16 protein-coding genes are annotated in these 15,068 nt (G+C 69.0%); 10 read left to right on the forward strand and 6 right to left on the reverse strand.

Translation table 11 applies throughout. The features are described from left to right. Positions 1-1,594 (forward strand): ArnT family glycosyltransferase (locus B0F77_RS40730; protein WP_086668411.1); only part of this gene is annotated, 1,594 nt, incomplete at its 5' end. A gap of 44 nt (positions 1,595-1,638) precedes the next feature. Here the strand turns inward: B0F77_RS40730 and B0F77_RS40735 are convergent. Next, the gene (locus tag B0F77_RS40735) at positions 1,639-2,442 is read right to left on the reverse strand and encodes a hypothetical protein (protein WP_143467186.1); all 804 of its coding nucleotides are present in this window, start codon (positions 2,440-2,442) and stop codon (positions 1,639-1,641) included. An 11-nt stretch (positions 2,443-2,453) separates the two neighbouring features. Next, complete coding sequence (locus tag B0F77_RS48320) at positions 2,454-2,594, reverse strand: hypothetical protein (RefSeq protein ID WP_158102966.1); 141 nt, start codon at positions 2,592-2,594, stop codon at positions 2,454-2,456. Positions 2,595-2,788: 194 nt separating this feature from the next. Between B0F77_RS48320 and B0F77_RS40740 the strand changes: the two genes are divergently transcribed. The 4 genes from B0F77_RS40740 (at position 2,789) to B0F77_RS40755 (ending at position 6,680) form a co-directional block, all read left to right on the forward strand. Beyond that, the gene (locus B0F77_RS40740; RefSeq protein WP_086668413.1) at positions 2,789-4,099 is read left to right on the forward strand and encodes a DUF2252 domain-containing protein; all 1,311 of its coding nucleotides are present in this window, start codon (positions 2,789-2,791) and stop codon (positions 4,097-4,099) included. Positions 4,100-4,298: 199 nt separating this feature from the next. Further along, entirely contained in the window at positions 4,299-5,420 is a 1,122-nt protein-coding gene (locus tag B0F77_RS40745; protein ID WP_086668414.1) for a glycosyltransferase, read from the forward strand. Beyond that, on the forward strand, positions 5,417-6,025 hold the full coding sequence (locus B0F77_RS40750) for a TetR/AcrR family transcriptional regulator (protein ID WP_086668415.1): 609 nt from the start codon (positions 5,417-5,419) through the stop codon (positions 6,023-6,025). Before B0F77_RS40745 ends, B0F77_RS40750 begins: the two co-directional genes overlap by 4 nt. 55 nt (positions 6,026-6,080) lie before the next feature. Then, the gene (locus B0F77_RS40755) at positions 6,081-6,680 is read left to right on the forward strand and encodes a DsbA family protein (RefSeq protein ID WP_086668416.1); all 600 of its coding nucleotides are present in this window, start codon (positions 6,081-6,083) and stop codon (positions 6,678-6,680) included. Between the two features lie 12 nt (positions 6,681-6,692). On the opposite strand, the gene B0F77_RS40760 is transcribed toward B0F77_RS40755, so the two are convergent. Beyond that, positions 6,693-7,802 (reverse strand): hypothetical protein, encoded by a 1,110-nt coding sequence (locus tag B0F77_RS40760; protein ID WP_086668417.1) that lies wholly within the window; start codon positions 7,800-7,802, stop codon positions 6,693-6,695. 76 nt (positions 7,803-7,878) lie between these two features. Next, entirely contained in the window at positions 7,879-8,781 is a 903-nt protein-coding gene (locus B0F77_RS40765; protein WP_158102967.1) for a GGDEF domain-containing protein, read from the reverse strand. Between the two features lie 241 nt (positions 8,782-9,022). On the opposite strand from B0F77_RS40765, the gene B0F77_RS40770 reads away from it, so the two are divergent. The 4 genes from B0F77_RS40770 to B0F77_RS40785 all read left to right on the forward strand — a co-directional run bounded on the left by B0F77_RS40770 (position 9,023) and on the right by B0F77_RS40785 (position 12,924). After that, on the forward strand, positions 9,023-9,730 hold the full coding sequence (locus tag B0F77_RS40770; RefSeq protein ID WP_086668419.1) for a helix-turn-helix transcriptional regulator: 708 nt from the start codon (positions 9,023-9,025) through the stop codon (positions 9,728-9,730). 64 nt (positions 9,731-9,794) lie between these two features. Further along, positions 9,795-10,352 (forward strand): hypothetical protein, encoded by a 558-nt coding sequence (locus tag B0F77_RS40775; protein ID WP_086668420.1) that lies wholly within the window; start codon positions 9,795-9,797, stop codon positions 10,350-10,352. Further along, a complete protein-coding gene (locus B0F77_RS40780) occupies positions 10,339-11,547 on the forward strand; it encodes an MAB_1171c family putative transporter (RefSeq protein WP_086668421.1) in 1,209 nt (402 codons plus the stop codon). The genes B0F77_RS40775 and B0F77_RS40780 overlap by 14 nt, the downstream gene beginning before the upstream one ends. Then, the gene (locus B0F77_RS40785; RefSeq protein ID WP_086668422.1) at positions 11,548-12,924 is read left to right on the forward strand and encodes an NAD(P)/FAD-dependent oxidoreductase; all 1,377 of its coding nucleotides are present in this window, start codon (positions 11,548-11,550) and stop codon (positions 12,922-12,924) included. Here B0F77_RS40785 and B0F77_RS40790 read toward each other — a convergent pair. Continuing rightward, on the reverse strand, positions 12,908-13,381 hold the full coding sequence (locus B0F77_RS40790) for a VOC family protein (protein ID WP_086668423.1): 474 nt from the start codon (positions 13,379-13,381) through the stop codon (positions 12,908-12,910). The genes B0F77_RS40785 and B0F77_RS40790 overlap by 17 nt on opposite strands. A gap of 86 nt (positions 13,382-13,467) precedes the next feature. On the opposite strand from B0F77_RS40790, the gene B0F77_RS40795 reads away from it, so the two are divergent. Beyond that, positions 13,468-14,427 (forward strand): helix-turn-helix transcriptional regulator, encoded by a 960-nt coding sequence (locus B0F77_RS40795; RefSeq protein ID WP_086668424.1) that lies wholly within the window; start codon positions 13,468-13,470, stop codon positions 14,425-14,427. Here the strand turns inward: B0F77_RS40795 and B0F77_RS40800 are convergent. After that, on the reverse strand, positions 14,402-14,881 hold the full coding sequence (locus B0F77_RS40800; protein ID WP_086668468.1) for a DUF4262 domain-containing protein: 480 nt from the start codon (positions 14,879-14,881) through the stop codon (positions 14,402-14,404). The two genes, B0F77_RS40795 and B0F77_RS40800, sit on opposite strands and share 26 nt — an antisense overlap. Between the last annotated feature and the right edge of the window lie 187 nt (positions 14,882-15,068).

The raw sequence follows: 15,068 nt of genomic DNA on the forward strand, positions 1-15,068 counted from the left end.
CGCGGCCGCCTACGCGTTCACGCGGTCGGTCAAGTCCGCGGAGAGCCGGCCGCGGACGAAGTGGTTGCTGTGGTGTGCTTTCTTCATCGGCTGCGGGTTCCTCACCAAGATGCTGCAGGCGTGGATCGTGGTGCCGGGCTTCGCGCTGGCCTACCTGGTGGGCACTTCGGCGCCGGTGAAGCGGCGCATCCTCGACCTGCTGGCCGCTGGTGCGGTGCTGGTCGCGTCGTCGTTCTGGTGGGTGGCGCTGCACGCGTGGTGGCCGGGCTCCAAGCCGTACATCGGCGGCAGCACGGACGGCGGCGCGTGGGACCTGATCATCGGCTACAACGGGCTGGGCCGGGTGTTCGGCGGCAGCGGCAACCGGGGTGGCGGGCCTTCCGGTGCTGCTCCGACCGTCGGTCAGCTGCCTCCCGGTCAGCTGCCTCCCGGCCAGGTGCCGACCGGTCAGGGGCCGATGGAGTTCGGCGGGCCCGGCGGCGCGATGTTCGGCGGTCAGCCGGGCGCCACGCGGATGTTCGACGCGTCGGTCGGTGGGCAGATCTCCTGGTTGTTGCCGTTGTGCCTGGTGGTCCTGGTGGCCGTCGCGGTCGCGGGTGTGCTGCGGTGGCGGCGCGGGGTTCCCGGTGTTCCGGCCGAACGCGCGGGCTGGTTCATGTGGGGCAGCTGGTTGCTGGTGACGGCGGTGGTGTTCAGCTTCGCGCAGGGCATCTTCCACCCGTACTACACGACGATGCTCGCTCCGGCGGTCGCGGCGATCAGCGCTGCCGGTCTCGTGATGTTCTGGCGTGCCAAGAGCTTCGTGCGTTTCCTGCTGCCGCTGTCGGTCGCGATCACGGCGGGATGGGCGTTCGTGCTGGTCTCCCGCGACACGTCCTTCCACGGCTGGACTCGCTGGGCCGTGCTCGGGGTCGCGGCGGTGGCGATCGTGGTGCTGTTGGCAGGCCTGCGACGAGCCGGACTGGTGGCCGCGGTGGTCGCCGTGCTGCTGACCCCTGCCGTGTGGTCGACCGCTTCCGCGACGGCCGGCACCAACGGCGTGATGCCGGCGGCCGGGCCGGTCGACCGCGGCATGGGCGGCTTCGAGATCTTCATGAACGGGCAACAGCCACCCAACGGAACGCAGCTGCCCAACGGCATGCAGCCACCGAACGGGTCTCAGCCACCGAACGGCCGTGGGAACCGCGGCCCGATGATGATGGGCGGTCCTGGCAGTGGTCGTGACCTCACCGACGAGCAGAAGCGGATTCTCAACTACGCCAAGGAACACGGCAACGGCGCCGAGATCACTCTCGCGATCGCCGGTTCGGCGCAGGCAGCCTCGCCGTACATCATGCGCAGCGACGAGGTGGTGATCGGCATGGGCGGTTTCTCCGGCTCCGACAACGCGCCGTCGGTCGACCAGCTGCAACAGTGGGTCACCGAGGGCAAGCTCAAGTTCGTGCTCGGCGGCGGTGACCGGATGGGCGGTGGCGGTCCTGGCGGCCGCGGTGACAACGGCCGCCAGGCGTGGATCGAACAGCATTGCTCCACAGTGGATCCGAGCGCTTACGGCGGAGGATCAACGCAAACGCTCATGGAGTGTCATGCCTGAGGGTTCGGCACCGCCGTCAGAGTTCGTTTCACCGCAACCCCTGGTCAGGGCACGAGTGCCCATGCCTTCTGCGCACTGGCTTTGCAGAACGTGAGCCAGCGGCTCTGCGTGGTGATCACGCCGTCGGACCCGGCCCTGGCGAGTGCCGTGGACGAGTTGCGCTGCGTCTCGGGTCCCCAGTCACCGTCGATTCCGGTGGTCAGGCCCCAGATGTACTGGCACGCGGCCTGGACGAAGTACGTCTGCGTCGCCGATCCCGTGTTGAAGCTGGAGTCGCCGCTGCCCGACACCGCGTTGTCGATGTGGGCGTGGTTGTGGTGCTCGGCGTTGTCCAGGTACGAGATCACGTGCCGGAAGTGGTAGTGCAGCGACGCCATCGTGCCCCAGTACCGGATCCGCGCGGTGCGCAGAGCGTCGCCGGTGAGGTTCCGCCACTGGTCGTAGCGGCCGTTGAAGGCGGTGAACATCGCGCCCGTGTCGCGGTTCGTGATGAGCAGGCGTGCGAGGTCGAAGGCGCGACCTTCGCCGTGCATGCCGGGCTTGTCGACGTAGGCGCCGTACGAGTAGATCTTGTGCGGCGCGGTCCAGTGGGCCGGCGTCCAGTTGCGCCAGTGGACGTGCCAGGTCTCCAGGCGGGAGTAGAACCCGGGCTCGTAGCGGAACGACGTCGCGGCGCCGTTCACCTCGTAGAAGGTCGGTTGCGAGTTGATCTCGTTGTGGCTGACCAGGCTCGCCGCGGAGGCGTGGCCGGTGCCGAGCAGAACCGCCGCTGAGCCCGCCACTCCCGCGGCGAGGATGCTCCGGCGCGACATGGATCCGTTCATGCCCAGCAGTGTTCTGCCGGGCATGAACGCGATCCCTAGTCCTGCGGCCAGTCTTCTGCCACAGGGACGCTGACCGGCGTCTCACCGACGCCGGTCAGCTCCTGGTGCTCCGCCTCGCCGGTCAGGCCGAGCGCGCGGAGCTTTTGTTCCTCGCTGGCACCGAACATGAAGCACATGCCACTGACGCTAGGCGCGTGCGCGGGCCGGGGCTTCTCGATTCCTGCTCGACCTCCCCTGCCCCTCTTGCCCGGTTTGTTGGGTTTCCGGCCAACTCGTACGGAACTGGGAACGAAATTTGCACGCGCACGGGTACGGGCACGCATCCTCGTGCTGGTATTTGCGTCCTCTAGTGGGAGAGAGGGAGGCTGCCATGACCGATCGCGGCGACCGCATCGTGAGCGTGCTCGAGGAAGCGTTCTCCGGACTGATGGCGGCCGACCCCGCCGCGTTCCGGCACAAGTTCCGCAAGATGGCGGCCGAACCGTTCGCGTTCTACCGAGGTAGCGCCTGCCTGTTCTACGCCGACATGGCCGAACTGCCGGACGAGTGGGCGGACGACCGCACCGGCCGCATCTGGATCCAGGGCGACCTGCACGCCCAGAACTTCGGCACCTACATGGACGCCGAGGGCACGCTGGTGTTCGACGTCAACGACTTCGACGAGGCCTACCTCGGCTCGTTCACCTGGGACGTCCGCCGCTTCGCCGCCTCCATGGCCCTGCTCGGCTGGCGCAAGGCGTTGCCGGACAGCGTGATCACCGACCTGATCCGCACCTACGTCACCGCCTACGTGAAACAGGTCCGCGCGTTCGCCACACGTCCCGGCGACGAGCTCTTCAGCCTGCGCCTCGACAACACCGAGGGCGCCCTGCACCGCGTCCTGCAACGCGCCCGCCTCGAAACCCGCATCGGCCTGCTGAACGACAAGACCGCCATCGTCGACTACGAACGCCGCTTCCGCCGCGACCGCGAAGGCACCCACGAACTGACGCCGGAGGTGCACGCCGCGGTCGGCCGGGCCTTCGATTCCTACCTCGACACGATCCCGACCGGCAAACGGGCCAGCAGCCGCACCTACGCCGTCAAGGACGTCGTGGGCCGCAGCGGTTTCGGCATCGGCTCGGCCGGCCTGCACGCCTACAACATCCTGGTGGAGGGCCGCTCCCAGGCGTTGGAGAACGACGTCGTCCTCTCGATGAAACAGGCGAACGTCGCCGCCCCCAGCCGAATCGTGCCCGACACGCGGATCCGCGAGTACTTCACCGACCACGGCCACCGCACCGCCGTCTCGCAGCGGGCCCTGCAGGCGCACGCCGACCCGTGGCTCGGCCACACCCAGATCGACGGCGTCGGATACGTCGTCGCCGAACTCTCGCCCTACGAGGCCGACCTGGACTGGTCCGACCTGACCGAACCCACCGACATGCTGCCGGTCCTCGACTACCTGGGCCGCGCCACGGCCAAGATGCACTGCGTGGCGGACGAGGACTCCGCGCAGACCCTGGTCGACTTCCAGTGCGAGGAGGCGATCGCCGCGGCCATCGGCGACCGCGACGACGAGTTCGCCGACTCGATCGTCGGGTTCGCGCTGGACTACGCGCGGCAGACGCGGGAGGACCACCGGCTGTTCGTGGACGCGTTCCGGGAGGGCCGGATCAAGGGTGTCGGCTCGACGGCTTAGCGGCGTGGCTCGCAACGTCGCAGGAGGAATTCGCGGTCAGACGGACGCATCGTGATCAAGAACGGCGTCCTGCTGCCCGGCCTGGACGACGTGCGGCGCCTCATCCACGGCTTCGAGCGCCGTTCCGGCAGACGAGCTTGATCCTCCGCTCCTTCGCGCAAGCACTCACCCAATTCGTTAGAGGCGTACTCTGATCAATATGCGCATCCTCGTGTCAAGTGTTCCTCAGCACGGCCACCTCCTGCCGCTGCTCCCCCTCGCCCGCGCGTTCCAGGACCGCGGCCACGAGGTGGCCGTGCTGACCGCCGCCGGCATGTCGCCCGTCCTCGCCGCTCAAGGCCTGAAGCTCCTTCCCGCCGGCCCACTGCCGGACGCGCTGTTCGCCGAGGTCGCCCGGCGGACCGGAGCCGACCCTGCGAGCGCGCCCACGCCCGCCTCGGTGGCCGAGTTCTTCGCGGGCACCCGGATCGACCTGACCGCGGACGAGGCGCTCGCGGTCACCGAGGGCTTCCGGCCGGACCTCGTGGTGGCCGAGTTGTGCGACTACGTGGGGCCGTTGGTGGCGGCGAGGACGGGCGCGCCCGTGGCGACCCTGGCATTCGGGCCGCCGCTGCCGCCGGTGTTCACTGAGGCCATGGACACCATGGCTCGCAGCCGGCACGAGGTGCGTGACCTGCCGTGGCAGCCTCGGAAGTGGCTGCTCGACACGTGGCCCGCGTCGATGCGGGCGGACGAGTGGCAGCGGCCGGAGGGCTGGTTGCCGTTGCGGCCGGAGGCGTTCCGGGAGCCCGGATCGGCCGTGACGACGCCGCCGGTTTCGGCCCGGCAGCGGGTGCTGGTGACGTTCGGGACGTGGTTCAGCGACCCGGCGAAACTCAGCCCGCTGCTCCAGGAATTGTCCACATTGGACGTCGAGGTGGTGGTGACGCTGGGACTCGCGGCCAAGCCGGAGGAGTTCGACGTCGACAGCGAGCGGGTCGCGTTCGTCGGGTTCAGGCCGATGGAGGACCTGCTCGACGGGGTCGACGTCGTGGTCACGCACGGCGGGGCGGGGACGACGGCGGCCGCGTTGGCCAAGGGTGTGCCACTGGTCGTGCTGCCGCAGGGCGCCGACCAGTTCTTCCAGGCCGAACGGGTGGCGGCCGCGGGCGCGAGCATCGCGCTCGATCCGCCGGCGCAGACGCCCGCGAACCTGGTCGCGGCGGTGCGGAAGGTCCTGGAGGACACGAGCTTCCGGGAGAACGTGACGACGATCGCCAAGGAGATCGCCGCGATGCCGGACGCGCACGCGGTGGCCGCGACACTGGAAGCCGGTTCATGACGAGGCCGTACCACTCACCGCGCCGTGCGCAGGATGCCGCCGGCACCCGGCGGGACATCCTGCGCGCGGCCGCGGAGTTGTTCTCCGCCAACGGGTATGCGCGCGTCACGGTGGCGGACATCGCCAAGCTCGCCGGGGTCGCGCCGCAGACCGTCTACTCGAGCGCGGGCAGCAAGTCGGAGATCCTGCACACGATCGTCAGCGAGTCGATCGCGCGCACCGACGCGTCCGCGACCACGGAGGCGATCCGGAACTCGGAGGGGCTGGCCACCGCGCTCACGCTGCTGGCCAGGGGAACCCGCATCGGCAACGAGACCGAGCAGAAGGTCATCGAGACGCTGCTCGCCGCGGTTCCCGTGCACGAGGACGGCGCCACGCTCTGGGCGCAGAGCACGACCGCCTACCGTCAGGCGCTCAGGGACGTCGCGGAACACCTGCGGGACAAGGGACTTCTCCGGACCGACGTCGAGCAGACGACCGACGTGCTGTGGTTCTGCTTCGGTTTCGCGGCGTGGCGGACCCTGGTCAGGGAGTGCGGGTGGTCCTGGGACGACGCCGAACGATGGCTGGCCCAGCAGGCCATCACGGTCTTCACCCACAGCTGACGTGAACCAGCTCATAAAGCCAAAAGCCTGACGAGTCAGATATTTTGTACTCATCGTGAAGCTCGTCTACGTCTTCGACGCCTACTGCGGTTGGTCGCACGCCTTCTCCGGCACGCTGGAGACGGTCATCGCGCGGCACCCCGAACTGCCCGTCGAGGTGGTCTCCGGTGGCCTGTTCACCGGCGCGCGCCGGGTGCCGATCCGCGAGTACGGGTTCATCAAGGGCGCCAACGCCCAGATCACCGAGCGGACCGGGGCGACGTTCGGCGAGGCCTTCGACGTGCTGCTCGCCGACGGGTCGTTCGTCATGGACTCCGAGGCGGCGGCGCGCGGGCTGATCGCGCTGCGCCAGGCCGCGCCGGACCGGGCGGCCGAGTTGGCCGTGGCGATGCAGCAGGCGTACTTCCACGACGGGCTGAGCCTGTCCAACGCCAAGACCTACCGGGTGATCGCCGACGCGTTCGGGCTCGACTCCGACGCGGTGGTGAGCGCGTTCAAGAACGCCGTGCCGGACACCGACTTCAGCCGGGCCGCGCAGCTCGGGGTGAGCAGCTTCCCGACCTTGATCGCCCTGCAGGGGACCAAGGCGTTCGTGCTCGCGCGTGGACACGCCACCGCAGATGAGATCGACGAGCGGCTGACGCAGCTCCTCTGAGTGAACGCGTTGCTACGCGCGGGATTCGATGGTTCCGCGCAGAGCTTTGGCGAACCGGCGCAAGCCCTGCGGGTCCGGGCGGTAGGCGAGGATCTCGTGGCCGTCGATGTCGTGTGCCAGCGGGGAATCGTTCATCACGGTGCGGCCGTTCGGCAGCGTCCTGGTCAACGCGTCGAGCCTGCCGACCAGGACGCAACGGTTGCCCAGCGTGGGCAGCAGCGTCTGGATCTCCCAGCGCAACGCGTCGGACGGGATGGTCACGTCGATGATCACCACGCCCGAAGCGTGCGCGAACCCGACCACGGCCTGCCGCCACACGGCGTGCGCCACCGTGACGACGGTGAGCCGGGGCGAGAGGATCTTGCTGCTCTTCCTGGCCAACTTGGACACGCGGCCGGGGATCTCACGCTCCGTGCGGATGCGCTGGGTCAACGCGCGCTCGGCTCGGCGGGCCTTGAAGTAGCTGAAGAGCAGCAGTGGCACGGAAACGCCGACGAGAGCGATCAGCAGCCACATGAGGATGAAGATGACAAGGCCGAGGACCATCGCGCCGCCGAGGGCCTTGCCGATGCCGTCCAGGCCGTCACTGCCGGTGCCGGGCGACACGGTCGCGCCGGCCATCCAGTCGTCCACGAACGAGTCCGCACCGAACTGCATGAACCACCAGACGAACACACCGACCGCGGCGAGCACGAACAAGGTGCCGGCACCCGATGCCTTGCGCGGTGCCGTCGAGCCGCCGATGCCCTGCACCATGTCGTCGTCGAGCGTCACCAAACGCCACGAGCCACCGATCGCGTTCGTCGCGGCGAAGCTCAACGCCTTGGTCGCGTCCGCGTAACCGAAGCGCCGCAGGAACAACACGAGCCGCCGACGTCCGCGCAGCAGTTGCAGCCCAAGCCACAGCCCGGCGAACGCCGCGACCGCGCACCAGGCCGTGTAGAGCGCGGCCGTCGTCTTGTCCGGACCCCGGAACGAGTCAGTCAGCTGCAGCGCGACGAGGTAGACCAGTCCGATCAGGCCCACCACGCCGACCAGGATCAACGGCACCGACGCCGCCACCGCGGCCGCTCTGCCCGCCCGACGCGGGCGCGGTCCGTCCAGCACGATCCGCACGCCCACCGCACGCCTCCCCGTTGATGCCGAAACATCATTATGAGGACGGCGAGGCCGCTCCTGATACAGCGCGAACAGGTGATCAGCGAACCAGTCCGTGGTGGCGGTTGGTCCACGCGGCGACGGCCGGCAGCACGTCGGTGATCCACTCTCGGGCGGCGGCGGTGAGCTCGTAGCGGCTCGCCCGGCGGAGCACGAAGCCGTTGTCCTGCAAGCGCTCCAACGTCATGATCACGCGCGGGCCGAGTGCGGAGATGAGCTCCTCGGCGCCCTTCGCGCCGTCGGACAGCGCGACCATGACGTGGGGCAGCTGGTCGCTGCTCATCAGGTCCTGCAACGCGATCAGGTGGTGCAGGGCGGAGGCGTCGGCGTTGCGCTCGGCAGTGAACGCACTCGGGTCGTGCACCTGGACACGGGCCCTGCCGTTGCGCTTCGCCCGTTGCAGTGCCGAGTCGGTGTCGCGGACCAGGTCGATGAGCGTGTCCTCGGCGCCCGGCACGTGCGACGCGACACCGATGGACGCGGTCTGGCCGTGCAGCGTGAGGCCGTAGCCGTCGTTCGTGGTGATCTCGGTCTGTAACGAGCGGATGCCGCGCAACATCCGTTCGGCGACAACGGCCGCTTCACTGCCCGTGGTGCGTGGCAGCAGCACGAGGAACTCATCGCCGCCGTACCGGCACACGAGATCCGACGAGCGTGTGTGCGTCTTCAGCACGTCGGCGACATCGCTCAGCACGACGTCGCCGGCCGGGTGGCCGTACTCGTCGTTGATCTTCTTGAAGCGGTCGAGGTCGATCATGAGCAGCGCGACCTGCTCCCACCGGCGCTGGGCACGGCGGTACGCCGCGGGTGCCTGGTCGTCCCAGCCCCACCGGCCGAGCAGGCCGGTCAGGCGGTCCGTCGCCCACGCACCAACCGGTTGCGCGCAGGAACCACAGCGTGAGGGAGCGCTCTCGTCGTGCAAGCGCAGAGAACCAAGGTTCACCGGAAGTCCCGTCCGCGCAGTCGTCATGAGTCCCCCCAGACTTCAGCTCTGACTGGCCCGATCTGCCCGCTTCAACTCAAGTGACGTCGTTCGGATCAAATGCGACACATCAGTTGAAGCGACGGAGTGTGATCATAGGGCGACACACAGGTGGATTCAACCCCTGTGATGCCATATGCTCTCCGCGTTCCACATCAGTGGAATGATCGCTGGCCAGGGGTCGCTCCAGCGGAGGTGTGGCGTGAGGCCGTTCGCCGAAGTGCTCAACGAGCTGTGCAACAACCCGCCGAGCGGTGCGGGCAAGGTGACCAACGTAGCGCTTGCGGCGGCGGTCAAAGCTCGGGGTGGCGACATCGGGCACGGCTACATCTCGCAGCTCCGGCTCGGTGTGAAGGACAACCCGACCTGCCAGGCCATCGTCGACCTCGCCGGCGCGCTCGGCGTGCACCCCGCGGTGTTCCTCGACGGACGCGGCCGGCTGCACCCCGGTGAGCAACCCGGCTGGCGCGCGAACGCGTTGAGCACGCTCTTCGAGGCCGTGCACCCGCCGGACCGCGGGCCGTGGTCACCCGAGGAGGTCGCGGCCGCGATCAGTTCGTCCGGGCAGTTCGGCAGCATCTCCGCCAGCTACATCCGCGAACTCCTGAGCAACACCAGCGACAATCCCCGGCTCAAGCACATCCTCGGCCTGGCAGACCACTTCGGCGCCGACCCCGCGTACTTCTTCGACGACGACCTCGCGGCGCGCGTCGACTCGGAGCTGACCGACTTCCTGGCACTGCGCGAGCTCGGCGTCGTCGAGTTCGTCACCCGTCTGGCCGAACGTACGGGCGAACTGTCCCCGCAGGCCAGGGCCGCTGCGGTAGAAGGGTTCCGGCAGGCGCTCGAAGTCGGCGAGGGTTGGTCGTTCCCACTGAACGCCCGCCGTACATCCGCGGACCACACTTGATGACGACGACGGCGTGAAGATCTCAGCCTGGACCGCTGCAGACGACATCGAGAGGAGGCGACGGGTGAACCGCAGGAAACTGCGCAAGCTGGTCGACGAGGTCGCCCGCGACCTCGACCTGCCGCCCGACGCCACGCACCGGGACGCGAGCCGGCGGGTCTGCGAGCTGATGAGCGAACGGCTCGAGCGTCCCGTCGACGTCCGCTTCGCCGCCATCACCAACGCGGTCTGCCTCAGCGGTGCGACCGCGTTGCTCGAAAACGGCACGTATCTCGTCATCTGCGCGGACTCACCGTCCTGGTACCACCGCCTGCACGTGCTGCTGCACGAGTTCGCGCACGTGTTGCTGAAGCATCAGCCCGTGGCACTCGGACGCAGCGAGGGCATGCGCAAGCTCGCACCGCACCTGTTACCGCGCATGGCGCAGATCATCGCGGGCCGGACCACGCTCACCGAGGACGAGGAGCGCGAGGCCGAGAACCTCGCCGACCACCTGCTGGAGCGCCTGACCGAACACCGGGTGTGGGCCGACACCGCGGCCACCGAGGAGCCGGCGCACGTGCGGCGGGTGGCCGAGTCTCTCGAAGGAAGATCTCGCTGGGTGCGTCGTGGCGATCTTTAACCTGATCTACCTCTCGTGCGGCATCGTCGGACTGCTCCTGCTCGCGTACAAGATCCGCGCCCTGCGGTCGAGCTGGGGCAGCCCCAGGGTCGTCGCGCTGATCTCCACCGTCTTCTTCTCGGCGTTCGCCCTGCTCTTCGCGGCGCCCGCGAACATCACCTGGATCAACTCGTCCAGCGGCGTGCCGAACTTCGCCGCGTTGGTCGTCTACAGCCTGGTGGTCTGCTTCGCCGGGTCGGCGTTCGCGCTGGTGCTGTACTGGCGCTACCCGGCCGCTCAGGCGTGGCAGCGGGTCCGGCTGATCGTCGTCAGCTACGTCTCGATCGTCGCCGCGATGATCGTGCTGTTCTTCAAGTCCGAGGTCGGGGAAGAGCGTCAGGTCGACTTCGACACCTACTACGCCACGCAACCGACCATCGCGGTCTTCCTGTTCATCTACTTCGTCGCGACCATGATCGGCTGCGGCGGTCAGGCCTACCACTGCTGGCAGGGCTCGCGGGACGAGGCGATCTCCGCACGGCCGTGGCTCGCTCGCGGGCTGCGCTGGTACTGCGCGGCGGCGCTGTTCCCGATGGCGTTCGCGGTGATCAAGCTCTTCGTGCTGCTGATGGACTGGGCGGGCGAGCGCAGCTTCGACGTGCTGAGCCTGACCGCGCCGCTGATGGCGTCACTGTCGATGATCCCGCTGGTGATCGCGATGGCGCTGCCGGTCTTCGGGCCGCGCCGACCGTCGCCCTCGCTGTGGCTGCGGCGCTGGCGGACCTACTTCGCGCTGCGGCCGCTGCACCGGGCGTTGGTGCACGTGAACCCCGGCATCGTGCTGGTGGCGCCGGGCAAGTTCCTCAACCCCCACCACCGCGTGCGCCGGCAGATCATCGAGCTCAACGACTGGCGCTGGGCGCTCACGCCGTACTTCGACCTGTCCGTCGGCGAGGCCGCGACCTCCCTCGCCCGCAAGGCTTCCCTGACCAAGGACGAGGCCGCCGCCGTCGTGGAGGCCGCTCAGCTGCGGGCCGCCGGGTCGTCCAGTGGACGCCTCCGGCCGGCCAAGCGCCGTCCCGCCTCGGAGATCGTCGACGGCACGGACCTCTCCGTCGAGCACGACCGGTGGGTGCGGATCTCACGTGCCTACCAGCACTCGCCGATAGTCGACGCCGCCGTCACGCGCGTGCACGCAGCAGGGGGAATGGATTAGATGGCACCCACACACGCCGTTGTCCTGGGCGGCGGGCTCGCGGGCATGCTCGCGGCGTCCGTGCTCGTCAAGCACGTGGACGAGGTCACCGTCGTCGAGCGCGACAAGCTGCCGGACGGCCCCGAGTCCCGGTCCGGCGTGCCTCAGGCCCGGCACGCGCACCTGCTGATGTCCGGTGGCGCGCGGGCGATCGAGTCGTTGCTGCCGGGGACGCTGGACGCGTTGTTCGCGGCCGGCGCGCATCGGATCGGGGTGCCGAACGACCTGGTGTCGCTGAGCGCTCAGGGCTGGGTGCCGCGGTTCCCCGAGATGCAGTTCATCGTGACGTGCAGTCGTGGGCTCCTGGACTACGTCGTGCGGTCGCAGGTCCTGCGGGACAGCAAGATCTCGTTGCTGACCGGTGCGGAACCGGTGTCGTTGCTCGGCTCGGCGGACGCGGTGTCCGGGGTGCTGGTCGAGGACCGGATCTCGCGCGAGCAGATCACGTTGGAGGCCGACCTGGTCGTCGACGCGACGGGGCGCGGTTCGCGGTTGCCGGCGTGGCTCACGTCGTTCGGGCTGCCCGAGGTGCATTCCGAGAGCGTCGACTCCGGACTTGCTTACGCCACCCGGATCTTCCGGGCGCCCGCGTCGGCCGCCGCGGACTTCCCGATCGTCAACGTGCAGGCGAACCCACGTGATCCACACCCCGGCTGCACGGCGACCCTGCTGCCCATCGAGGACGGCAAATGGCTGGTCACCCTGTCCGGCACGCGCGGTGGTGAGCCGTCGACCGACGAGTCCGAGTTCGTCTCGTTCGCCCGCTCGGTGCGCAACCCGGTGGTGGGTGAGCTGATCGCCTCGGCCGAGCCGTTGTCGCCGGTGTACGGGTCGCACAGCACCGCGAACCGGCGGATGTTCTTCGAGCGCTTGAAGTCCTGGCCGGCCGGGTTGCTCGCGCTGGGCGACTCGGTGGCGACCTACAACCCCGTCTACGGGCACGGGATGTCCATCGCGGCGCAGAGTGCGCAGGCCCTGGACGCCGGGTTGCGTGCCGGGCACGGCGCTCAGCAGATCCAGCGGGCGATCGGCAAGGTCGTCGACGGGGCCTGGGCGATGGCGACCAACCAGGACATCCTCTATCCGGGTGCGGTCGGCAAGCCGTTGCCGCTGGCGGGGCGGGTGTTGCAGCGCTATGTGGACCGTTTGGTGCGCACGGCGACCACCGAGGCCGCAGTGACCCGTGCCTTCCTGGACGCGTTCACGTTGTCGGCGCCGATGACGAACCTGGTCAGCCCCAAGATGATGTGGGCGACCATGCGCGGGCCCCGGAGCGAGGTGTCGCCGGAGCCCACGCTGACCGCGGACGAGCGGGACCGGGTCACGTCCGCGGAGTGAAGTCCACGCTCTGCACGTAGTTCATGGCCTCGACGAACCTCGGCTCCCGCATCCGCTCGTTCAGCTCTTCGGCGGTCGGTTCGGCGACTCGCTGGTGGATCCACCACAGGTTGCCGAACGGGTCGGCGAACCGGCTGACCCGATCACCCCAGAACAGTTCGGTGGGCTCGGTGACGACGGTGGCACCCAGGTTCGTGGCTTTCGCCAGCGTCGCCTTGTCGTCCTCGACGTAGAGGCGGAGGAACGCCGGGGTCTTCGGCCAGTGCGGCACGTCGAAGAGCATCACCACCGAGTCGCCGATGCGGACCTCGGCATGGCCGATGTTCGGCGCTTCGCCGACGCGGCCGAGTTCCGTGGCGCCGAAGACCTTCTCGATGAACTCGATCAGCTCGGCCGTGTGGCCGCGCGTGATCAGCCACGGCGTGACGGTGTGGTAGCCGTCGGGCACGACGTTCATGCTGGATCTCCCCTTCATTCCGTTGGGGGAGAACGTATTCGCGATCTAGGACGACTTCGGTCCTAGATTTCCCCTATTTTGTGCCCATGAGTGATGCGGCCCGGTTGTTGCGTCTGCTGTCACTGCTGCAGACACCGCGCGAGTGGCCCGGCAGCGAGCTGGCCGGCCGGTTGGGCGTCACGCCGCGCACGGTGCGGCGCGACATCGACCGGCTGCGCGACCTCGGCTACCCCGTGGAGGCGTCGATGGGCGTGCTCGGCGGATACCGGCTCGTCGCGGGCACGGGGATGCCACCGCTGCTGCTCGACGACGAGGAAGCCGTCGCCATCGCGGTCGGCCTGCGCACCGCCGCCCGGCAACCGGTGGCGGGCATCGCCGAGGCGTCACTGCGCGCTCTGGCGAAGCTGCAGCAGGTCCTGCCGCCCCGGCTGGCCCGGCGGGTGTCGTCGCTGACAGCGGCGACCGCGCCCGCGGCTTCCTCGTTCGCCTCGCTGGTCGACCCGGCCCAGCTCACGGTGATCGCGGGTGCCGTGACGGCGCGCGAGCGGGTGCGGTTCGGCTATGTGACGAACGAGGGCGTGGTCTCGAAGCGGCACGTCGAGCCTGTTCAGTTGGTAGCGCTCGGCCGGCGCTGGTACCTCCTCGCTTTCGACGTGGAACGGAACGACTGGCGGATCTTCCGGCTGGACCGCATCTCCTCGGCGCTCGCCACCGGTGCCCGGTTCACGCCTCGGGTGCCTCCTGGTGGTGACGCGACCGAGTACGTGACGCAGAAGATGTACGACTCGGCGCCCATCTATCAGGCACACGCGACGCTGCGGCTGCCCCTGGAGCTGGCGCGGGCCCGGCTGGCGGACTTCGCCGGGGAGCTGACCGCCCTCGACGAGACCTCGTGCACCTGGCACAGCGTCGAGGACACCATCGAGTACCTCGCGTTCCGGCTCACCTTGCTGGGGTGCGAGTTCGTCGTGCACGGGCCCGGCGAGCTGGTGGAGCACCTGCGCGGACTCGAGGAGCGGATCAGCCGCGCGGTGGGCCGACCCTGACGCCGAGCACCGGCTGACCGCCCAGCACGCCCTCGTAGTCGCGCTCCCACGGCCATCGCCCGGCCTCGTCGGCGTGCACGAGCTGCAGAGCGTCGATGCTCTCGCCGTAAAGCCGCGCGGACACCAGCAGGTGCGCCCACGGGCGTGCGACGCGCACGACTTCCAGCAGTGGACCGCCTTCCAGGGCAAAGCGTTGGCCCGGCGAAGGAACGCTGCTGTGCGCGAGGTGTTCGGCGGTGTCGTCGAGCAGGCGGCCCGCTTCCAGGACGGCCATGCCCGTCACGACGAGCTCTGGCAGGCCGCGCAGGGTCAGGCCGACGGTGTAGGCCCAGGGTGGATGGGCTCTGTCCCGTTCTATCGCCTGCACGGCCCAGCCGCGCGCGTCGATGCAGCGGCGCAGGGTGGCCAGGTGTTCTTCCATGCGGCCGGCGGGGTGGTCGCAGTCCCAGCACATGACGGTCTCCTCGGATCGGTGGTGGTTCAAGGGCCTGTGTCGAAGTCTGGGTTCGATGAGAGTCGCGCCTCAGGCTCGGCTATCGCGGATCCAGACTTCGACACAGGTCCTAGTGTGCCGAGGAGCACCGACAAGATCGTTTGGGCAGTTCGTGGACAGAAAGTTGACAAACGATCTGTGCGCCGTC

Origin of the sequence: Lentzea kentuckyensis (assembly GCF_002150765.1) — a bacterium.
GTDB classification, from domain to species: domain Bacteria; phylum Actinomycetota; class Actinomycetes; order Mycobacteriales; family Pseudonocardiaceae; genus Lentzea; species Lentzea kentuckyensis.